Genomic DNA, 23,077 nt, shown 5'->3' with positions numbered 1-23,077 from the left:
GTACAGGGTGTCCGATATCGGACACCCTTTGTTTTTTGTTATCTTCTATTTATCAATCATTTACGGTTTTGGCACAGATTTGGTATATAAAGTATCGAATTGATACATCATAAAATAGTAAATGATCAGATATGGACAGAGAAATTCCTAAAGAAGTACGTCAAAAAGAACGTAATAAGAAGATAATTCGTTATTCATCCATTGGAGTGGCAAGTATGATTGCCATCGGTGTACTTATATCTGTACTAAGGGCAGGAGTGGAAGCAAAGGATCTTGTCTTTTCCACAGTCGATAAAGGAGTGATCGAGGTAAGTGTCAGTGCTTCCGGTAAGGTTGTCCCTGCCTTTGAGGAAATTATCAATTCTCCGATCAACAGTCGTATTATTGAAGTCTATAAAAAAGGGGGAGATAGCGTAGACGTAGGTACTCCGATTCTGAAACTGGACCTTCAGAGTACGGAAATTGAATATAAAAAGTTGCTGGACGAGGAACAGATGCGTCAGTATAAGCTCGATCAGCTTCGCGTCAATAATCAGACGAAACTTTCCGATATGGCAATGCAGATAAAAGTTTCGGCAATGAAATTGAGCCGGATGAAAGTGGAGTTGAGAAATGAACACTATCTGGACAGTCTCGGTGCAGGAACAACAGACAAGGTACGTCAAGCTGAATTGAGCTATAATGTAGCTCAATTAGAGTACGAACAACTTCAGCAACAATATAAAAATGAGAAGGAAGTAGCTGCTGCCGAACTGAAAGTTCAGGAGCTTGACTTTAATATCTTCCGCAAGAGCCTTTCCGAAAAGAAACGTACGTTGGATGATGCACAAATCCGTTCCCCGCGTAAAGCTATTCTTACTTATATTAATAACCAGATCGGTGCACAGATTTCCGAAGGCGGACAGGTGGCTATCATTTCTGATTTGAGCCATTTTAAAGTGGAAGGTGAGATTGCGGATACGTACGGTGACCGTGTAGCAGCCGGAGGAAAAGCAATTGTTAAGATAGGGAGTGACAAACTGGAAGGGACGGTTAGCAGTGTTACACCACTATCCAAGAATGGTGTGATATCATTTACCGTTCAGTTGAAAGAGGACAATCACCGCCGCTTGCGTTCCGGATTGAAGACAGATGTTTATGTGATGAATGCAGTGAAGGAAGATGTGATGCGTGTAGCTAATGGCTCTTTCTATGTAGGACGCGGTGAATATGAACTTTTTGTTTGTAATTCTGATAATGAACTGGTAAAACGTAAAATACAGTTAGGCGATTCTAATTTTGAATATGTAGAAGTGTTGAGCGGATTGCAGCCGGGTGATAAGGTAGTGGTAAGCGATATGAGTGCTTATAAGAACAAGAATAAGTTGAAAATTAAATAAACTAAATACTAGAAGTTATGATAACATTGAACTCTCTTTCTAAGATTTATCGTACGGACGAGATTGAAACGGTAGCATTGGAGAATGTGAATCTGACGGTAGAACGTGGAGAATTTCTAAGTATAATGGGACCTTCCGGATGTGGAAAATCCACCTTACTGAACATTATGGGGTTGCTTGATGCACCTACAATGGGGATGGTGGAAATCAACGGAATACGTACTGAAGGAATGAAAGACAAGGAACTGGCGGTTTTTCGTAATAAAACGCTCGGTTTTGTATTTCAGTCTTTTCACTTGATTAATTCGTTGAACGTGATGGATAATGTAGAACTTCCTTTGCTTTATCGACGTATGGCTGGCAGTGAACGAAAACGGTTGGCACAAGAAGTATTAGAGAAGGTTGGATTGAGCCATCGCATGAATCATTTTCCTACACAACTTTCCGGTGGGCAATGCCAGCGTGTAGCCATTGCCCGTGCTATTATCGGTAATCCCGAAATAATCCTTGCCGATGAGCCGACTGGTAATCTGGATTCAAAGATGGGAGCTGAAGTAATGGAACTGCTTCACCGGTTGAATAAGGAAGACGGACGCACCATCGTGATGGTCACCCATAATGAAGAACAGGCGAAGCAGACTTCACGCACTATTCGTTTTTTCGATGGACGCCAGGTGCAATAGAAATGGCCTCTTACAATTAGAACTAAATAGAAAAATAGATTAATGTATCTCTAAATTAAAAATCATCATGACAAAGAATATTTTTATCGTTGCAATAGCTGCCCTGTTAAGTGTTGCTTTTTGTTCACTATCGGCACAAAATGTGAGTAAAGATTATAATGTGGACGAGTTTTCTGCCATAAACCTGCAATCTGTCGGGAATATTATTTTTACTCAATCGTCAGGATGTGCCTGCCGTCTGGAAGGTCCTTCTGAATTTGTAGAGAAGACAAAGGTAACAGTGAAAAATGGAACTCTGGTTATCTCTTATAAAGATAAAAATGCCAAGAATGTCAAGAATCTGACTTTCTATATCACTGCTCCCGATTTGAGCAAAGTGAAAATAGACGGAGTAGGAAACTTCGATGCAAAAGAAGAACTAAAACTTAAAAATATAGCTTTCGAACTTGATGGAGTAGGTAACTGCAACGTGAAAAGTCTTTATTGCGATGAATTGAAACTTGATGTTGACGGAGTAGGCAATATGAAGCTGAATGTTGATTGCACCACTATCAAGGCCAAAGTGGATGGAGTAGGAAATATCACCGTGTCCGGTAAAGCGGATGCAGCTTTCTTTAAACGGGATGGCGTTGGCAAAATCAATTCCAAAAACCTGAAATGTAAAGACGTAACAAAGAAAGGTTGGAATTTCTAATGTAGAACATTCTTCTGTGAACTCCTGTAAAATCAAATCAAAAAAAGAATAAGAAGATGTGGAAGCAATACATAAAGCAAGCTCTTTACCAGTTGAAGGAGAACCGGCTTATTAGTATTGTCTGTATGGTAGGTACAGCTTTGGCTATTTGCATGATAATGGTGATCGTGCTGACATTGCAGATACGGATAAAAGACTGTGTGCCGGAGGTTAACCGTTCACGATCATTGTATGTCAAGGCAATGACATCCCGGCATAAAGAGCAACACAATAATGCTGCCAGCAGTCAGATGTCTGTCACGACTGCCCGTGAATGCTTTAAGACATTGACAATACCTGAAGCGGTTACCATTACTTCCGTTAATAATAAGATGCGCGCTTCTCTTCCCGGAGGAGGCAGGATGAGTGTAGATGAAATGGAGACGGATGAAGCGTTCTGGCAAGTCTTTAGCTTTGAATTCTTGTGTGGCAAACCATACACGAAAGCCGATTTTGAGAGTGGGCTGTCCAAGGCTGTCGTTTCTGCCAGTGTGGCACGTCGTCTGTTCGGTACAACTGACGTGGCAGGACGTACCATCCAATTAAACAAAGCCGATTATGCCATTACAGGAGTAGTGAAAGACGTATCAAAGTTGGCGACAGCTTCTTATGCACAAGTCTGGATTCCCTATACTTCGACAGATTTGGCTTCTTTCTCGTGGAGAGAAAATCTGATGGGGCCTATGCGGGCGGTCATCCTTGCACGTTCGTCCGACGATTTCCCGGCTATCCGTGCTGAAGTAGAAAAATACCGTCAAGTCTACAATAGTAAGTTGAAGGATATGGAATTGGTTTATCGTGGTCAGCCGGATACTCAATTTGCTTACCTTTATCGTCATTGGGGGACAGACCTGGATATGAAACACATTGTCAGGCGATTCGTTCTTATCATTGTAATTCTACTTTTGGTTCCGGCTATCAACTTAAGTAGCATGACTTTATCCCGTATGCGAAAACGTATGACAGAAATCGGTGTCCGGAAAGCATTCGGTGCTACTGCCAACGAATTGTTGCGACAGGTATTCTGGGAGAATCTGATATTGACACTGCTTGCAGGAGTACTGGGGCTGATATTGAGCTATTCAGCTACTTTTCTGTTAAACTCATTCCTTTTCGGTAACAGTGAGAATGCAGGTCTTGCCGGGGAAACTTCTCTTTCCACTGATATGCTATTCAGTCCGCTGACATTCCTTGTAGCATTCTGTTTCTGTCTGTTATTAAACCTGTTGAGTGCCGGTATTCCGGCCTGGAGAGTATCGAGAATGAACATTGTAGATGCAATAAACCAAAGATAAAATGATGAAACAGTTATTGAAACAAATATATAATGAGCGCCGGAGCAATGCTTTTCTATGGATTGAGCTATTGTTGGTGTTTGTCGTTTTGTGGTATATCGTTGATCTGGTTTATGTCACTTTGCATATTTATTATCAGCCAATGGGCTTTAATATAGAAAATACGTATGTATTACGCATGAATCGTCTTACCGATAAATCTACCGATTTCAATCCGGAGCTGACTGTTAAAGATGATATGGCTGCTTTAAGGGAAATAGCCGGACGTTTGTCCCGTCATCCGGAGGTCGAATCTGTCTGTATCTCTCAAAACAGTATTCCATATAATGAAGGGTGCAGTGGAGCGAGTTTCCGCTTCCCGGATAATGACACGGTTTGGATAAGTACGATGGATCGTTGGGCAACTCCTGAATATTATAAAGTGTTCCGTTTTCGGAATATCGATGGTTCCGGTTATGAAAGTCTGGTGAAAGCTCTGGAGAAAAATACGATAATCGTTCCTGTCGATGTTGCAGACTATTATCCGGATGCCACTTTCCATGGAAAAGACCTTTTGGCTAAAGAAGTTCGCACGAGTGATACCAACCTTCGTATTGCAGCTTTAACGGAGCCTGTTCGCTACGATCATTATAATATTGCCGGAAAACCTTTTACCGGGACATATATCGGCACTTATCTTTCTGACGAACAAATGGAAACGGTCGAAAATGTAGCCTATCTTGAGTTGAGCCTGCGTGTTCGAGAAGGCGTAGACAATGGGTTTGTAGAACGTCTTATGAATGATGCCGACCGTATCTATCAAGTAGGGAATATTTATATACTTGATGTCACCCCATTAAGCAAAGTCCGGACCGCCAGTGAGATAGACAATGATAATGAATTGCGTACCCAGTTCTGTATTCTCTTTTTCCTGTTGTTGAATATCTTTCTGGGAGTGATCGGTACTTTCTGGTTCCGTACTCAGCAACGCCGGGGAGAAGTCGCTTTACACATGGCGATGGGAGCTAACCGGAAAAATATATTCTATCGTTTGATTACGGAAGGTTTGTTACTGTTAAGCATGTCGGCTCTTCCTGCCGTATTGATTGCATTCAACATTGGATATAGTGAACTGGTAGATATATCACAAATGGCATTTACAGTATCCCGTTTCCTGATAGCCATTTTACTGACATCTCTCTTGATGGCAATAATGATTATTCTTGGCGTGTCGTATCCGGCTCTGCAATCAATGAAAGTGCAACCGGCCGAAGCACTAAGAGATGAGTAAGAAATATACTGAACTTTATACTGAAATGATAATGATAAAACTCTACTTTAAACAAGCGTTCCATCTGTTGAGGGAAAATAAACTGCTTTCTTCTATTTCTATTATAGGTACAGCTTTGGCTATTGCTATGATTATGGTAATTGTCATCACTTTACGTGCAACAATCGCTCCTTTTGCACCGGAGACCCATCGTGACCGGATGCTCATTTTCCGGTATGCCGGACTTCAGAACAAATCCAATGTGAACTGGCAGAGTAACGGCCCTATCGGATACAATACAGCGAAAGCCTGTTTCAAAGAAATGAAAACTCCCGAAGCGGTTTCCATCACTAGTTTTTTTCGGGAAACAATGTTGGCAGCCAAACCGGCAGGCGAAATGGAGAGTTGTAGTGTGTTGCAAACAGACGATGCTTTCTGGAAAGTGTTCGAGTTTGATTTTATATCCGGTAAACCGTATGATAATGCCGATTTTGATGCGGGTGCGGCAAAAGCCGTAATCTCCGAAGACATGGCACGCCGCTTGTTCGGAATATCAGAAGTAGTTGGAAAAACCTTTCTTCTGAATCATTCAGCTTATGTTATTTGTGGAGTAGTGCATCCGGTATCTAAATTGGCGAATTATGCTTATGCACAGGTCTGGATTCCTTTAAGTTCGACAAATGCTTTCACAACCACTTGGGGGGATGAAAATATCATGGGAATGACTGCTGTCTACATTCTGGCCAAATCAAAAGAAGATTTTCCGGCGATTCACCAGGAGGCGGATCGGCTAAGAGCCATTTTCATGGCTGGGCATCCCAACTTCGATCTGCTTTATCGTGGACAACCCGACACCTATTTTGTAGCCGCGCAACGGTACTCCGCCAATAATCCTCCGGCTGTGAAAGAAGCCGTCCGGCAATATATCTTGACGCTGCTTGTTCTGTTACTTGTTCCTGCTGTCAACTTGTCCGGACTTACTTTGTCGCGTATGCGTAAGCGTATCTCTGAAATAGGCGTGCGAAAAGCCTTTGGTGCACCCAGACGTGAACTTATGATGCAAGTGCTTTCCGAAAATATGCTTTATTCTCTCTTCGGAGGTATTCTCGGATTGGTATTAAGTTATGTTGCCGCTTTCCTTTTGGGAGGAATGCTTTTCTCTGTAGATTTCGTATCTAATGGCGTGGAAGATTGGCGGACTATGTGCATCGACTTATTATTCGATCCTGTCGTATTCCTGTTGGCATTCTTTGCCTGCTTCCTGCTCAATCTGTTAAGTGCGGCTATTCCGGCATGGAAAGTAACCCGCACCAATATTGTTGACGCCATAAATGAAAGATAATCCAATCACATTCAACTCATTAATTCTAAAGAAAATGCAACTATTAAAACAAATATGGAATGAACGCCGGTCAAACGGATGGTTATGGTCGGAACTGTTAATTGTTTTTGTGGTCTTGTGGTATGTGGTCGACTGGACATATGTGACGGCTCGTACCTATTACGAACCGGTAGGATTTGATATAACCGATACTTACTATCTGGAACTTAGTCTGAAAAACAACAAGAGCGACTCGTATCTTTCGAAAGAGCAAAAGAATACCACGCTGGGACAGGATATCACCGAATTAACCAATCGTCTCCGTCGGTTGCCGGAGGTGGAAGCTGTTTCCATATCCAATAATGCACGTCCCTATATTGGTAGTAATTCCGGCATGATGGTGCGTCTTGACACACTGGTTAGTAATCCGCTGAACCGTGCGATGACTCCTGACTTCTTTCAGGTATTCCGTTATCAGAGTGCCGATGGACGTGGATATGAAGCATTGGTACAGGCTTTGAAGAATGGTAATGTCGTAGTGGGTGAAAACTTCTGGCGGCCTGATTATAAAGGAGACCGTACACTACTGGGTAAGAATCTGGTAAGTGTGGATGATTCTACAGAAGTGTACAAGATAGGAGGTGTATCGGCAAAAGTGCGTTACAATGATTTCTGGGCTAATTATAGCGACCGGTATGTAGCTGTTGCCATTACAGAAAAAGAAATGGCCGAACTTGATGATGAGTTTTATCCTTCCAATGTGGAAGTTTGTTTGCGGGTGAAACCGGGAACTTCCACAGACTTTCCGGAACGTTTGATGAAATTATCCGCCAGTCAGTTGAGTGTCGGTAACCTATTCATCCTGAAAGTGCATGATTACGAAGATATACGCAATGATTTCCAGCAAGGGAGTTACAATCAGGTACAAGTACGTTTCTGGATGATGGGATTCTTACTGCTTAATATCCTGTTGGGTATTGTCGGCACATTCTGGTTTCGTACACAGCACCGTCGTGCTGAGTCGGCGCTTCGTATAGCAGTTGGGTCCAGCCGGATGCAGCTTTGGCAACGGCTGAATAAAGAAGGATTATTACTGTTGACGCTGGCCGCTTTGCCTGCTGCTGTGATATGCTATAATATCGGCTATTTGGATTTGACGGGAGGGTATTTGGAATGGGGAGTGGTACGTTTTCTTATCACATTTGCCATTACCTATTTCTTGATGACTTTAATGATTCTCATAGGCATTTGGTTCCCTGCTCGTCAGGCCATTCGCATACACCCTGCCGAGGCGTTGCGCGAAGAATAAAAAACTTGGGCTATCTGTTTGTTTTCAATATAATTAACGTATCTTTGTCGGCATAATATTGAAAACACCGCAGGCTTTAATTATATGAATCGACGCTACTATTGTTTGCTTATCGTTCTGTTTTTTGCTGTTCTTATTCAGGCGGCAACAGCGGAACGTACATACAATATCCTGTTTATACAGTCATACACCTCACAAACTCCTTGGCATAGTGATCTTAATCAGGGGTTGGCCAAAGGATTTAAAGAAAGTGGCCTGAAGGTGAATATAACAACGGAGTATCTTGATGCCGATTTTTGGGCATTCAACTCCGAAAAAGTAATTATGCGTCGTTTTTGTCAGCGTGCTCGTGACAGGCAGACCGATTTGATTATAACAGCAAGTGATGAAGCTTTCTATACTCTTTTTGCCTGTGGAGATTCGTTGCCTTTGCAGATACCGGTCGTGTTTTTCGGCATTAAGTATCCTGATACGAAGCTGCTTGCTACTCATCCCAATGTTTGCGGGTTCACAGCCAATCCGGATTTTGATGTCATATTGCGTCAGGCGCAAAAGATATTTCCCCGGCGGAAAGAAGTGGTCTGTGTGATAGATAACAGCTTTTTGAGTAACAAAGGCCTTGAAGATTTTGAAGAAGAGTGGAAAATCTTTCAAAAAGATAATCCGGATTATAGAATGAAAGTCTATAATACTCAAAATTATACAACGAGTCATATTATTGCCGCTATTTGTTATCCTCGTAACAGTTATGAACGTCTGGTAGTTGCTCCTAAATGGTCGCCTTTCCTTTCATTTGTTGGCAAAAACTCAAAAGCTCCTGTCTTTTCGAGCCAGAATGTGGGATTGACCAATGGAGTTTTTGGCGCTTATGATGCCGACAGCTATACTTCGGCATTATCGGCAGCTCAAAGGGCTGCTTTAGTCTTAAAAGGTACATCCCCTCAAGACATAGGAGTGACAGAAATCACACAGGGATTCATCTATGACTATAAACAGTTGGATTATTTTCATATTGACCCCGATAAAGTAGCCTCTAGCGGAACCATCGTTAACGAACCGTATTGGGAGAAATATAAATACCTTTTTATACTGCTCTATCCGTCTATCCTGGCATTGCTGATAGCTTCTATTGTGTGGTTGATGCGTGTCAACCGACGTGAATCCAAACGACGGATTCAGGCACAGACCCGTCTGCTCGTGCAGAACAAACTTGTGGAACAGCGTAATGAGTTTGATAATGTATTTCATTCCATCCGCGATGGTGTGATAACGTATGATACCGATTTGCACATCCATTTCACAAATCGTTCCTTATTACAAATGCTTCATTTGCCGTATGAGTCGGGAGGTCGTTTTTATGAAGGAATGATGGCAGGCAGCATCTTCAAGATATATTATGACGGTCAGGATATTCTTCATTCCATGTTGAAGCAGGTAGCTGTTAAAGGAGAAAGTGTGGAGATACCGCAGGGGGCTTTCATGAAAGAAGTGCATAGTGATAAATACTTTCCGGTGTCGGGGGAGATTGTCCCGATCCGTTCAAAGAATACGATTACCGGTATGGCACTTTCCGCACGGAATATTTCGAATGAAGAAATGCAGAAGCGTTTCTTTGATATGGCAGTAGATGAGAGTTCCATCTATCCGTGGCAGTTTGATATGGAAACAAACTGTTTTATTTTCCCGCAAGGTTTCCTGAAACGTCTTGGATATGATGAAACGGTTACTACGATTTCCCGTGATGAAATGGATCGTACCATCCATCCTGAAGATTTGAAAGAAATTAGTCCACTGTTTGATAGGGCATTGACGGGTGAAGATTCAAATACCCGCCTGAACTTCCGTCAGCGGAATGTTAGTGGAGAGTATGAATGGTGGGAATACCGTTCTTCTGTAATCACAGGGCTGACACAAGATTCATTGTACAATATATTAGGTGTTTGTCAGAGTATCCAACGATATAAGACTGCCGAGCAAGAGATGAGAGAGGCGCGTGATAAAGCTCTCCAGGCTGACAAACTGAAATCGGCCTTCCTTGCAAACATGAGCCATGAGATTCGGACTCCGTTGAATGCAATTGTAGGTTTCTCTGATTTGTTAAGCGACACGAGCGGCTTTACGGGAGAAGAGATTACCCAGTTTATTGGAACCATCAATAAGAATTGTGGTCTGTTGCTGGCTTTGATTAATGATATTCTTGATTTGTCACGTATCGAATCGGGAACCATGGAATTTATGTTTGCAGAGCATAACCTGTCTTTGTTGTTAAAGACCGTCCACGATTCTCAACGGCTGAATATGCCTCCGGGAGTAGAACTGGTGTTGCGTATGCCCGAAAGCGATAAGAAATATCTGACAACGGACAACGTCCGCTTGCAGCAAGTGGTGAATAACCTGATTAATAACGCTGCTAAGTTTACGAGTAGCGGTTTCATTACCTTCGGCTATGAAAATGATGAAGATCCCGGATACATCCGTATCTTTGTAGAAGATACCGGAGTAGGTATTTCGGAAGAAGGTATTCGTCATATATTCGAACGATTCTATAAAGTCGATAACTTCACACAAGGAGCGGGTTTGGGATTAAGTATTTGCCAAACCATTGTCGAACGGCTGAATGGCGTTATCTCCGTCACTTCCGAAGTAGGTAAAGGTACCCGGTTCACTGTGCGCCTTCCTAACTACTGCGAATAATCGAACGTTCATTTGTGGGCATAGTGTCCGAAAATGAACACTTTTCTTATTCTGTAATCTGTTGAAAATAAAAACATTACTTTTTTGGCACATCGTTTGATCCTCTGTTGGAGGAAAATACTGTGCATAATGAAAAAGAAACGTATATTGTTTGCTCTTGTTGCCGCTTGTCTGCCATTGGCATTGTCGGCGCAGAAAGAAAGGGAGATCACCTTAAATGAAGCCATTGCGATGGCACGTGCTCAATCTGTGGATGCTGCCGTTGCTTTAAACGAGTTGAAAACAGCCTATTGGGAATATCGCACTTTTCGTGCCGATCTGCTGCCGGAAGTCAACCTGACCGGAACTCTGCCCAATTATAATAAATCATATAGTTCTTATCAAAATTCGGACGGTTCTTACGGCTTCGTCCGTAACAACACCTTAGGACTGACCGGTGATCTTTCCATCGATCAGAACATATGGCTCACCGGTGGTAAACTTTCGTTGACCTCTTCTCTCGACTATATCAAACAATTGGGAGCCGGAGGTGACCGTCACTTTATGTCCGTCCCTGTCACCTTACAACTCACGCAACCCATCTTTGGAGTGAATCATATAAAATGGAACAGGCGCATTGAACCGGTGCGTTATGCCGAAGCAAAAGCTGCTTTTATCACTGCTACCGAAGAAGTGACAATGCGTGCTATCACTTACTACTTCAATCTCTTGCTGGCAAGAGAAAATCTCGGCACAGCGAAACAGAACCTGACAAATGCTGATCACCTTTATGAAGTGGCTCTTGCCAAACGTAAAATGGGACAGATTTCCGAGAATGAACTCTTACAGCTCAAACTTTCCGCCTTGAATGCGAAAGCAGCATTAACAGAGGCAGAGAGTGACCTCAATGCCAAAATGTTCCAGCTCCGTGCTTTTCTGGGAGTAGGTGAAGATGAAATACTAAATCCTGTTCTCCCCGAGGCGGTGGACCGTCCGAAGATGGAGTACAATCTGGTTTTAAATAAAGCATTGGAACGTAACTCGTTTGCACAGAATATCCGTCGTCGCCAGTTGGAAGCCGATTATGAAGTAGCCACCGCACGCGGAAATCTGCGTAGTGTCGATTTATTTGCAAGCGTGGGGTATACTGGCGAGAACCGGAACTTCCCTGCCGTTTACCGGAACTTGCAGGATAATCAGATTGTTCAGGTAGGCGTTAAGATTCCGATTCTCGATTGGGGAAAACGTCGTGGAAAAGTCCGGGTAGCCAAGAGTAACCGGGATGTAGTGCTTTCAAAGATCCGCCAAGAACAGATCAACTTCAATCAGGATATCTTTCTGTTGGTGGAGCATTTTAATAATCAGGCGCAGCAGTTGGACATAGCGAAGGAAGCCGATGCAATTGCACAGCAACGTTATAAAACCAGTATTGAAACTTTCCTGATAGGCAAAATCAATACCTTAGATCTGAATGATGCGCAGAACTCTAAAGATGAGGCAAGACAGAAACATATTTCCGAACTCTATTATTATTGGTATTACTATTATCAGATTCGCAGTCTGACGCTATGGGATTTTCGTTCGAACTCCGAACTTGAAGCTGATTTTGATGAAATTATCCGGCAATAAAAAAGAGAAGAGTGATGCCGGTTGCTATTTTTTTGTAGCTTTGTACAGTCATAGCAGTAAAACAATACCTATGATTAAAAAGAACATAAACTATGATTCTGATAATTGACGACGACAGCGCAGTGCGTTCTTCGCTTAGCTTCATGTTGAAACGGGCAGGATACGAAGCACAGACCGTTCCCGGTCCGCGGGAAGCAATGGAAGTAGTACGTTCCGTAGCACCGGATTTGATTCTGATGGATATGAACTTCACTCTTTCCACAACGGGTGAGGAAGGTTTAACCCTGCTCAAACAAGTAAAAATATTCCGTCCCGAAGTACCGGTGATTTTAATGACCGCTTGGGGAAGTATCCAACTTGCCGTGCAAGGAATGCAGGCAGGAGCCTTTGATTTCATTACGAAGCCATGGAATAATGCCGCCTTGTTACAACGCATCGAAACGGCACTCGAACTTTCCGCCACTTCACAGGAGACAACCCAGGAACAGAGCGAGTCTTTCGACCGCAGCCACATCATCGGGCGTAGCCAGGGATTGATGGATGTGTTGAATACCATTGCCCGCATAGCAAAGACCAATGCTTCTGTATTGATAACAGGAGAAAGCGGAACAGGTAAGGAGCTGATAGCCGAAGCCATTCATATCAACAGTCAGCGTGCCAAATATCCTTTTGTGAAAGTGAATCTCGGAGGAATTTCCCAAAGCCTGTTTGAAAGTGAGATGTTCGGGCACAAGAAAGGAGCTTTTACCGATGCTTCCGCAGATCGTATCGGACGTTTCGAGATGGCAAACAAAGGAACGATTTTTCTGGATGAGATCGGTGATCTTGATCTTTCGTGCCAGGTGAAGTTGTTACGCGTATTGCAGGATCAAACATTTGAAGTGCTTGGTGACAGCCGCGCCCGCAAGACGGATATTCGGGTGGTATCAGCCACCAATGCCGATTTGCGTAAGATGGTGGGCGAGCGTACTTTCCGTGAAGACCTGTTCTACCGTATCAATCTGATAACGGTGAAACTGCCGGCTCTGCGCGAACGTCGTGAGGATATTCCTTTGCTGGCACGTCATTTTGCTGACCGCCAGGCTGTAACCAATGGATTGCCCCGTACGGAGTTTTCTGCCGATGCCCTGCAATTCTTGAGCCGTTTGCCTTATCCGGGGAATATCCGTGAATTGAAGAATTTGGTGGAACGCACTATTTTGGTAAGTGGCAAACCGCTTCTCGATGCTTCCGATTTTGACGCCCAGTACATCCGTCACGATGATGCAAAAGTAGCCGAAGGCGCAGCACTGGCCGGAATGACTTTAGACGAAATAGAACGTCAGACCATTCTTCAGGCTTTGGAACGCTGCAAAGGAAATCTTAGTCAGGTAGCTACGGCATTAGGCATCAGTCGTGCCGCCCTTTACCGACGCCTCGAAAAATATAATATTACAGTATAAAAACAAACTGTTAATTACAGATAAACGTGCGTATAAAAGGACTTTTTTACATACTTGTCATTCTGTTGCTGGCATTGGGCAGTATATTGCTCTATCTCTCCAGTCAGATAAACGCGCTCTTTTTCTACATAGGAGAGGGGCTGGTGCTTTTTATCCTGCTTTATCTGACATTCTTCTATCGTAAGATAGTGAAACCGTTGAATACCATCGGAAGCGGTATGGAACTGCTGCGTGAGCAGGATTTCAGTAGCCGTCTTAGTCCTGTAGGACAATATGAAGCCGACCGTGTGGTGAATATATTCAACCGTATGATGGAACAGCTCAAGAATGAACGTCTCCGTCTGCGTGAGCAGAATAACTTTCTCGATCTGCTGATTAAGGCTTCTCCGATGGGAGTTATCATAACCTCCCTTGATGAAGACCTTGCGGAACTGAATCCGATGGCTTTGAAGATGCTGGGCGTTCGTCTGGAAGATGTACAAGGCAAGAAGATGAAAGAAATTGATTCTCCGTTGGCGGTGGAACTGTCCAGCCTTCCGAAAGGAGAGACGGTTACTGTCCGTCTGAACGACTCGAATATCTACCGGTGCACTCATTCCTCCTTCATCGACCGTGGATTTCAGCACCCTTTCTACTTGGTGGAAACCCTTACTGACGAAGTGATGAAAGCGGAAAAGAAAGCCTATGAGAAAGTGATCCGCATGATTGCTCACGAAGTGAACAACACAACTGCCGGCATCACTTCTACGCTGGATACGGTAGAACAAGCCCTTTCCTGTGAAGAAGGTATGGACGACATCTGCGACGTGATGCGTGTGTGTACCGACCGTTGTTTCTCGATGAGTCGTTTCATTACCCGTTTTGCTGACGTTGTGAAAATCCCTGAACCGACACTTTCTTCTATCAATCTGAATGATTTGGTTTTCACCTGCAAACGCTTTATGGAAGGAATGTGTAATGACCGTCATATTGTCCTCCGCATGGAAATAGATGAAAGTATGAAAGACGTTATGCTGGATGCCGCTTTGTTTGAACAAGTACTCGTAAACATCATCAAAAATGCGGTGGAAAGCATTGAAGCCGATGGAGAAATAATAGTCCGTACTATGTCTCCCGCCACTGTTGAAGTGATAGATAACGGTAAGGGGATCAGCAAGGAAACAGAAGCTAAACTGTTCAGCCCCTTCTTCTCCACCAAACCGAACGGTCAGGGAATCGGGCTTATCTTTATTCGTGAAGTCCTGATGCGTCACGGATGCACATTCTCTTTGCGAACCTACGCCGATGGCCTGACCCGGTTCCGCATTATTTTCCCCTAATTGTGTCAAATAAGAACATTTCTTCCATCAAATAGACCTTTTTTTGTCTTAAAATCACTCATACCTTTGCCCCGCTCAATTCAATAGGATTTAAGGTATGAGATTAATGAAAAAAAGGCACATTGACGCTCTTTCTTTTATTGGCTATCAGTATTCCGCTAAGTGCGCAGTATGTGGTGCAAGGTGTGGTGACTGATTCTCTGACGAAAGAACCTCTGCCTTATGCATCTGTACGCTTAAAAGACACGACAGAAGGAACTACTACCGGAAGCGACGGACGTTTCTACTTCAAAACCAACCGTTCCGAAGCAGTGCTTGTTATCTCTGTAATCGGTTATAATGACTATATCCATTCCATTCGTCCTGCACATAACGCATCGTATAAAGTGGCGCTTTCGCCTACCGAATATGCCCTCGGTGAAGTAGTGGTAAAACCCAAACGCGAGCACTATCGGAAGAAAGATAATCCGGCCGTAGAATTTGTGCGCCGCATGATTGAAAGCCGTGACAACCATTCCCCCTACGAAAAAGACTTTTGGCAACGCGAACGTTATGAAAAGACCACTTTCGCATTGAACAATTTCGATGAAGAGAAACAGAAGAAATGGCTGTATCGTAAATTTGATTTCCTTACCGAATACGTAGACACTTCCGCCGTCACCGGTAAACCGATTCTGACAGTATCGGCTCGCGAACTGCTTGCCACAGACTATTACCGGAAATCTCCCCGTTCCGAGAAGCAGTGGGTGAAAGGGCGTAAACAGGCCGGGGTCGATGAGTTTCTCTCCAAACAAGGAATGCAGGCTGCCATCAATGAAGTCTTTAAAGACGTAGACATTTATGAAAATAATATCTCCCTGTTCACGAACAAGTTTGTCAGTCCTTTGTCTCGTATCGGCACAGGTTTCTATAAATATTACCTGATGGATACTTTACAGATTGCCGGAGAACCCTGTGTAGACCTTGCTTTTACACCATTCAATTCCGAGTCTTTCGGTTTCAACGGACATCTGTATGTGGTGCTCGACTCTACTTATTTTGTCAAACGTGCCGTATTTAATTTCCCCAAAAGGATAAACCTGAACTTTGTGGATTATATGTTGCTTGAGCAGGAATTCAAGCGTGCCGAAGATGGTACACGCTTGCTCGACCACGAAAGCATCACTGTTGAGTTTAAACTGACCGAAGGGCAGGACGGTATTTTTGCCCGCCGTGTGGCAGATTACAGCAACTACACCTTTATCCCGACTGCTGAAGCTGGCAAAGCTTTCACCAAGCCCGAACGCATTATTGAAGAAACCGAAGCCCTGTCTCGTCCCGAAACATTCTGGGCGGAGAACCGCCCGCAAGCCGCTATCTCCCAACAGGAAAACTCGGTAGACCGCCTGATGACGCAATTACGCAGCTATCCGGTATATTACTGGACCGAAAAAGTGCTTTCCATTCTCTTTACGGGATATATCCCTACCTCTAAAGAAGCCCCTCTTTTTTATATCGGCCCGATGAATGCCACCATCAGCGGTAATACATTGGAGGGTCCCCGCATTCGTGCCGGAGGTATGACAACCGCCTGGCTCAATCCGCACCTGTTTGGCAAAGGATATGTGGCCTACGGTTTTAAAGATGAAAGAGTGAAAGGATTGGCGGAACTGGAATATTCATTCAAGAAGAAAAAAGAATATGCTAATGAATTTCCGATCCATTCTCTGAAATTGCGTTACGAATCCGATGTAAACCAGTACGGGCAAAACTACCTGTATACAAGTAAAGACAACGTGTTTCTGGCTTTGAAACGTGAGAAAGACGACCGTATCGGCTACTTCCGGCAAGCAGAGATGACCTATACCAATGAGTTTTATTCCGGTTTTTCTTTCCAGTTGACGGCACGTACACGAAAAGATGAGTCCTCCTATCTGATTCCTTTCTTAAAAAAAGAAGGAGATGCGTACACTCCGGTCAAAGATTTCTCTATCACTGCGGCAGAGTTGAAACTGCGTTATGCTCCGAACGAGAAATTCTTCCAGACTCAATGGAACCGTTTCCCTGTATCGTTGGATGCACCGGTGTTTACCCTGTCGCATACCCTTGCCGGAAAAGACGTGTTGGGTAGTGATTATACCTACAATCATACCGAGGCCGGTATTCAGAAACGCTTCTGGTTTTCCGCATTCGGCTATACAGACATTATCCTGAAAGCCGGAAAAGTGTGGGACAAAGTTCCTTTTCCGTTGCTAATCATGCCTAATGCCAACCTTTCTTATACCATCCAACCCGAATCCTACTCGTTGATGAATGCGATGGAGTTTATGAACGATGAATATTTCTCGTGGGATGTTACTTATTTCCTCAACGGATGGCTGTTCAACCGCGTCCCGTTGTTGAAAAAACTTAAATGGAGGGAAATAGTTTCCTGTCGGGGTCTATATGGACATTTGAGCGATAAAAACAACCCTGCTTTGAGTGACGGTTTGTTCGCTTTTCCGATAGAACACACACAAACAATGGGAAAAACACCTTACGTGGAGGCGGGTGTCGGTATCGAAAACATTTTCAAGGTGTTACGTTTAGACTATGTCTGGAGGCTCACTTATCGTGATTCTCCCGGGATTGACAAATCCGGCTTGAGAATAAGTCTCCACATGACCTTTTAAAAGTTAAATCCTGCTAATTGCAATGTTTATATGACAAATAAAGACCGTATTAGTAATTAATTAATCTTATTTTTGCATCAATTTTAGTTTAATTTTAATAGAATAGAAATGAAACAAGAAATTAAACCCGCTACCGGGCGTCTTGGCGTACTGGTAGTCGGAGTGGGTGGTGCGGTAGCTACCACGATGATTGTAGGTACACTAGCCTCTCGTAAGGGACTGGCAAAACCGATAGGATCTATTACACAGTTAGCCACAATGCGCATGGAGAACAACGAAGAAAAACTCATCAAGGACGTTGTGCCTTTGACGAATTTGGAAGACATTGTTTTCGGAGGATGGGATATTTTCCCGGACAACGCATACGAAGCTGCTATGTACGCCGAGGTTTTGAAAGAAAAAGACCTGAACGGAGTGAAAGAAGAGTTGGAAGCTATCAAGCCGATGCCGGCTGCTTTCGATCATAACTGGGCAAAACGTCTGAACGGTACGCACGTTAAGAAAGCTGCTACCCGTTGGGAAATGGTAGAACAACTTCGTCAGGATATCCGCGACTTCAAGGCTGCTAACAACTGCGAACGTGTCGTTGTGCTTTGGGCTGCAAGTACTGAAATCTACATTCCGTTGTCTGACGAACACATGTCACTCGCTGCTTTAGAGAAAGCAATGAAGGAAAACAACACAGAAGTGATTTCTCCGAGTATGTGTTATGCGTATGCTGCGATTGCAGAAGACGCTCCGTTCGTAATGGGTGCTCCTAACTTATGTGTAGATACTCCTGCTATGTGGGAATTCTCTAAACAAAAGAATGTACCTATCTCCGGTAAAGACTTCAAGAGTGGTCAGACACTGATGAAAACTGTATTAGCTCCGATGTTCAAAACCCGTATGCTGGGTGTGAACGGTTGGTTCTCTACCAATATCCTCGGTAACCGTGACGGTGAAGTACTCGATGATCCGGATAACTTCAAGACGAAAGAAGTCAGCAAGCTGTCTGTAATCGATACTATCTTTGAACCCGAAAAATTCCCGGATCTCTATGGAGATGTTTATCATAAAGTACGTATCAACTACTATCCTCCTCGCAAAGACAACAAAGAAGCATGGGACAACATCGACATCTTCGGATGGATGGGTTATCCGATGGAAATCAAGGTGAACTTCCTTTGCCGCGACTCTATCCTTGCAGCTCCTATCGCTCTTGACCTTGTGTTGTTCAGTGACTTGGCTATGCGTGCAGGCATGTGCGGCATCCAGACTTGGTTGTCATTCTTCTGCAAGAGCCCGATGCACGATTTCGAACATCAGCCCGAACACGACTTGTTTACACAATGGAGAATGGTAAAACAGACATTGCGTAACATGATTGGTGAAAAAGAACCTGATTATTTAGCTTAATCAGTAACCCCGAATAATAAGTTGAGATTGAGATTTACCATCCTATAAAGACTGGTGGATGCTCAACCTCAACTTTTACTTTTGTATTGTACAAATTCCCGATCACGTTTGGGAACTTATGGCACAACCGACTCGTAGTTTGTAATTAGTAATAAGTAATAAATGAAGCGTCCTCCCTTTCTACCTGTTTTTATAGGCACGGGCTTTGGCTCCGGTTTTTCTCCTTTTGCTCCCGGCACGGCTGGGGCGTTACTGGCTTCTATCATTTGGATTGCATTTTATTTCCTTCTTCCTTTCCCTGTTGTATTATGGCTGACCGCCGTTTTGGTGATTGTATTTACATTCGCTGGTATTTGGGCTGCCGATAAGTTGGAAACTTATTGGGGGGAAGATCCTTCGCGCGTGGTAGTGGACGAGATGGTAGGAGTGTGGATACCGTTATTGGCTGTCCCCAATGACGACTGTTGGTTCTGGTACGTGATTGCGGCTTTTGCCTTGTTCCGTATCTTTGATATAGCCAAGCCGTTGGGCATACGCCGTATGGAAAGCCTGAAAGGTGGAGTTGGTGTGATGATGGACGATGTTTTGGCGGGAGTGTATAGTTTTATTTTGTTAGTGGGAGCAAGATGGGTGATTGGCTGAAAAGAGTTGCACGGATGATTTCCCAGAAGGGTGGTTTCTTCATGTTCTTGAGGGCGCAGCTTTCTGCTCAAATGGCAACTATTGCAGACTTTCTTGTTACGATTCTTCTGGTCAGGCTCTTCGAAGTCTACTACGTATATGCCACCTTGGCGGGGGCTATCTATGGAGGGATCATCAATTGTGTAATCAACTATAAATGGACCTTTAAATCGAAAGGAAAGAAAACGAATGTGGCTGTAAAATTTATCCTTGTATGGATTTGCAGCGTTTGGCTGAACACGTGGGGCACGTATGCACTGACGGAATCATTAGCGAGGATTCCTTGGGTACGTGATACGCTTAGCCTGTATTTCGGAGATTTCTTTATTATTCCTAAAGTGGTAGTGGCAATCATCGTAGCATTGTTCTGGAATTATAATATGCAACGCTTTTTTGTCTACCGGAATATAGATATAAGAAGTTTATTCGGAAAAAGAAACTGAAAAAACAGATTGAAAAGATCGATTGAAAGAACTGATTGAGAAAACAGAAGATTTAGATAAAAATAGATATAAACAGATTTAAACAGATGAATTACAGAGATTATTTACAACAGTTGATTTATAAGATTATCAATCCCTTGATACGCGGAATGATTAAAATAGGGATCACTCCTAATTTTATCACCACTACCGGATTTATCCTGAATGTAGTAGCGGCAGGAATGTTTGTATATGCCGGCATTTATGGCGGTCAAAATGATTTGGCCATTATCGGCTGGGCAGGCGGTGTGATTTTGTTTGCCGGATTGTTTGATATGATGGACGGACGTGTAGCTCGCCTAGGTAACATGAGTTCCAAGTTCGGTGCGCTTTACGATTCAGTGCTCGACCGTTACAGTGAATTGATGACCTTCTTCGGTATCTGTTACTATTTGTCAATGAAAGACTATTTCCTCTATGCACTTATTGCCTTCATAGCGTTAATCGGCTCACTGATGGTAAGCTACGTGCGTGCTCGTGCCGAAGGGTTGGGAATCGAATGTAAAGTAGGATTCATGCAACGTCCGGAGCGTGTAGTGCTGACCAGTCTCGGAGCTTTGTTCTGTGGCGTTTTCAAAGACATCACCGCTTTCGAACCGATTCTGATTATGATTGTTCCTCTCGCTTTTGTTGCTGTGTTTGCCAATATCACGGCTTTTGCACGTGTGAGACATTGCTACAAAGCGTTGAAAGAATGAATTAATTTACTATTGGACGATTTACTATTTACATCGTACATCCTAAATAGTACATCGTAAATAGTCCAATAGTAAATAGTCTAGTTGTCTAATCAAAACGTTATGATGATAAAGAATATTCAAATGCCGTCGAAGAGAGAAGCCCTGACTGTGACAGTCATTATGGCTCTTTTCCTTTTGCTGACAGGTATCTTCATCGGACTTCGTTCCGAGCACTTGTTAATGGCGGTACTCTATTTAGTTTTATTTTTTGCCGGATTGCCTACTCGTAAGTTGGCGGTAGCTCTGTTGCCTTTCGCTATTTTTGGAATTTCGTATGACTGGATGCGTATTTGCCCCAACTACGAAGTGAACCCGATTGACGTAGCCGGACTGTATAATCTCGAAAAGTCCCTCTTCGGAGTGATGGATAATGGCCTTTTGGTTACCCCTTGCGAATACTTCGCTGCACACAACTGGCCGATAGCAGACGTCTTTGCCGGAATTTTCTACCTTTGCTGGGTTCCTGTTCCTATCCTGTTCGGGCTTTGCCTGTATTTCAAGAAGGAAAGAAAAACCTACCTTCGCTTTGCATTGGTATTCTTATTCGTCAACCTGATCGGCTTTGCCGGTTATTATATCCATCCGGCAGCTCCGCCCTGGTATGCTATCAACTACGGTTTCGAACCGATACTTAACACACCCGGCAATGTAGCAGGATTGGGACGCTTTGATACTTTCTTCGGAGTGACCATCTTCGATTCGATCTATGGACGCAATGCAAACGTCTTTGCGGCAGTACCTTCACTGCACGCGGCCTATATGGTAGTTGCATTAGTGTACGCCATTATCGGTAAATGCAGATGGTATGTGATTACCCTTTTCTCTATTATTATGGTAGGTATTTGGGGAACAGCCATTTATTCATGCCATCATTATATCATTGATGTATTACTCGGTGTCTCTTGCGCGTTGATCGGCTGGCTGGTATTCGAATATGTATTGATGAAAATTCCGGCATTCAAAAGATTCTTCGAAAGATATTATGCATATATAAAGTAGATCTATCTCCGTATTGGAATAAATCGTACTAAGTCATACAAGAAACAGTGAAGAACAAATATCGTAATATATTCCTCGCCTTTGGTATTATTGCCGTCCTGATTATGATATTCACTTTCGATATGGATTATCAGGAGCTTTGGATGAATCTGAAACGTGCGGGGATATATTTACCTTTGGTCTTGTTGCTGTGGCTGTTCGTCTACCTGATTAATACGGTATCGTGGTATATAATAATTCGTAGCAGCGGTAAAACCGGCTTTTCATTTGCCCGGCTCTACAAATTCACCGTGACGGGATTTGCACTCAATTACGTGACTCCCGTCGGACTGATGGGCGGTGAGCCATACCGCATTATGGAACTGAAACCCTATATAGGAATCGAACGCGCCACCTCTTCCGTGATTCTTTACGTGATGATGCACATCTTTTCCCACTTTTGCTTTTGGTTGAGTTCAGTCTTGCTTTATGTCTGCCTGTACCCGGTGGGGTGGGTGATGGGAATGATCCTGGGAGCTATAACCCTCTTTTGCCTACTGATCGTTATTCTTTTCATCAAAGGCTATCGGCATGGGATGGCAGTAGCTTTTGTCCGCATGGGTAGCCGTATTCCTTTCCTGAAAAAGAAAGTCGTTCATTTTGCAAGTGCACATAAAGAGAAACTGGAGAATATAGACAAACAAATCGCACTTCTCCATCAGCAAAAGAAACAAACATTTTATAGTGCCCTCTTATTGGAATATACCGCCCGTGTAGTCAGCTGTCTTGAAATCTGGCTGATACTGAATGTGCTGACCACTAACGTCAGCTTTGCCGACTGCTGCCTGATTGCAGCTTTCTCTTCTCTTCTTGCCAACCTGCTGTTTTTCCTGCCCATGCAACTGGGAGGTCGTGAAGGCGGCTTTGCCCTTGCCGTAGGTGGACTTTCCCTTTCCGGAGCCTACGGTGTCTATGCCGCTTTGATTACCCGAGTGCGTGAAATGGTCTGGATTGTTATCGGACTTGCACTGATGAAAGTAGGAAACTTTAAACAATCAAAAGAAAAATATTCTGCTTAAATTTATAACTTTGTCTGACTTATAAAGGATCTATAT

Annotated in this window: 18 protein-coding genes; all 18 read left to right on the top strand. The window is 43.5% G+C overall.

Translation table 11 applies throughout. The annotated features are described in order from the left end of the window. Positions 1–131: 131 nt before the first annotated feature. The 18 genes from NXV01_RS21990 to NXV01_RS21905 all read left to right on the top strand — a co-directional run bounded on the left by NXV01_RS21990 (position 132) and on the right by NXV01_RS21905 (position 23,041). Positions 132–1,379, top strand: coding sequence for an efflux RND transporter periplasmic adaptor subunit (locus tag NXV01_RS21990; protein WP_122135840.1), 1,248 nt, complete (start codon positions 132–134; stop codon positions 1,377–1,379). Positions 1,380–1,396: 17 nt separating this feature from the next. Then, positions 1,397–2,062, top strand: coding sequence for an ABC transporter ATP-binding protein (locus tag NXV01_RS21985; protein WP_008999908.1), 666 nt, complete (start codon positions 1,397–1,399; stop codon positions 2,060–2,062). A 67-nt stretch (positions 2,063–2,129) separates the two neighbouring features. Beyond that, a complete protein-coding gene (locus tag NXV01_RS21980) occupies positions 2,130–2,756 on the top strand; it encodes a GIN domain-containing protein (RefSeq protein ID WP_148364826.1) in 627 nt (208 codons plus the stop codon). Positions 2,757–2,812: 56 nt separating this feature from the next. After that, a complete protein-coding gene (locus NXV01_RS21975; RefSeq protein ID WP_259023235.1) occupies positions 2,813–4,090 on the top strand; it encodes an ABC transporter permease in 1,278 nt (425 codons plus the stop codon). Position 4,091: 1 nt separating this feature from the next. Beyond that, entirely contained in the window at positions 4,092–5,360 is a 1,269-nt protein-coding gene (locus NXV01_RS21970) for an ABC transporter permease (RefSeq protein WP_195649425.1), read from the top strand. A gap of 31 nt (positions 5,361–5,391) precedes the next feature. Beyond that, positions 5,392–6,681: an ABC transporter permease gene (locus NXV01_RS21965; RefSeq protein WP_195649485.1), complete on the top strand. Its 1,290-nt coding sequence runs from the start codon at positions 5,392–5,394 to the stop codon at positions 6,679–6,681. A 34-nt stretch (positions 6,682–6,715) separates the two neighbouring features. Further along, the gene (locus NXV01_RS21960; protein WP_259023234.1) at positions 6,716–7,969 is read left to right on the top strand and encodes an ABC transporter permease; all 1,254 of its coding nucleotides are present in this window, start codon (positions 6,716–6,718) and stop codon (positions 7,967–7,969) included. Positions 7,970–8,053: 84 nt separating this feature from the next. Further along, positions 8,054–10,663, top strand: a complete 2,610-nt coding sequence (locus NXV01_RS21955; protein WP_259023233.1) for a HAMP domain-containing sensor histidine kinase — start codon at positions 8,054–8,056, stop codon at positions 10,661–10,663. Between the two features lie 129 nt (positions 10,664–10,792). Further along, positions 10,793–12,271: a TolC family protein gene (locus NXV01_RS21950; RefSeq protein WP_259023232.1), complete on the top strand. Its 1,479-nt coding sequence runs from the start codon at positions 10,793–10,795 to the stop codon at positions 12,269–12,271. Positions 12,272–12,363: 92 nt separating this feature from the next. Next, positions 12,364–13,713 carry a sigma-54 dependent transcriptional regulator gene (locus NXV01_RS21945; protein ID WP_148364832.1) on the top strand — a complete coding sequence of 450 codons (1,350 nt, stop codon included), beginning with the start codon at positions 12,364–12,366 and terminating at the stop codon, positions 13,711–13,713. Positions 13,714–13,739: 26 nt separating this feature from the next. Beyond that, entirely contained in the window at positions 13,740–15,032 is a 1,293-nt protein-coding gene (locus tag NXV01_RS21940; RefSeq protein ID WP_195649429.1) for a PAS domain-containing sensor histidine kinase, read from the top strand. 122 nt (positions 15,033–15,154) lie between these two features. Next, positions 15,155–17,683, top strand: coding sequence for a DUF5686 and carboxypeptidase-like regulatory domain-containing protein (locus NXV01_RS21935; protein ID WP_259023231.1), 2,529 nt, complete (start codon positions 15,155–15,157; stop codon positions 17,681–17,683). A 108-nt stretch (positions 17,684–17,791) separates the two neighbouring features. Beyond that, on the top strand, positions 17,792–19,081 hold the full coding sequence (locus tag NXV01_RS21930; protein ID WP_148364834.1) for an inositol-3-phosphate synthase: 1,290 nt from the start codon (positions 17,792–17,794) through the stop codon (positions 19,079–19,081). Between the two features lie 162 nt (positions 19,082–19,243). Then, positions 19,244–19,723, top strand: a complete 480-nt coding sequence (locus NXV01_RS21925; protein WP_148364835.1) for a phosphatidylglycerophosphatase A — start codon at positions 19,244–19,246, stop codon at positions 19,721–19,723. Positions 19,724–19,737: 14 nt separating this feature from the next. Beyond that, on the top strand, positions 19,738–20,205 hold the full coding sequence (locus tag NXV01_RS21920; RefSeq protein ID WP_148364836.1) for a GtrA family protein: 468 nt from the start codon (positions 19,738–19,740) through the stop codon (positions 20,203–20,205). An 86-nt stretch (positions 20,206–20,291) separates the two neighbouring features. Then, entirely contained in the window at positions 20,292–20,942 is a 651-nt protein-coding gene (locus NXV01_RS21915) for a CDP-alcohol phosphatidyltransferase family protein (protein WP_217721131.1), read from the top strand. A 123-nt stretch (positions 20,943–21,065) separates the two neighbouring features. Beyond that, on the top strand, positions 21,066–21,983 hold the full coding sequence (locus tag NXV01_RS21910; protein ID WP_409012958.1) for a phosphatase PAP2 family protein: 918 nt from the start codon (positions 21,066–21,068) through the stop codon (positions 21,981–21,983). A gap of 47 nt (positions 21,984–22,030) precedes the next feature. Further along, positions 22,031–23,041 (top strand): lysylphosphatidylglycerol synthase transmembrane domain-containing protein, encoded by a 1,011-nt coding sequence (locus tag NXV01_RS21905; protein WP_195649431.1) that lies wholly within the window; start codon positions 22,031–22,033, stop codon positions 23,039–23,041. Positions 23,042–23,077: the final 36 nt, after the last annotated feature.

The organism is Bacteroides sp. BFG-606 (assembly GCF_024788145.1).
GTDB lineage: Bacteria > Bacteroidota > Bacteroidia > Bacteroidales > Bacteroidaceae > Bacteroides > Bacteroides vicugnae.
Note: the sequence above shows the minus strand (reverse complement) of the source record. Positions and strands in the feature narration are given on the sequence as shown.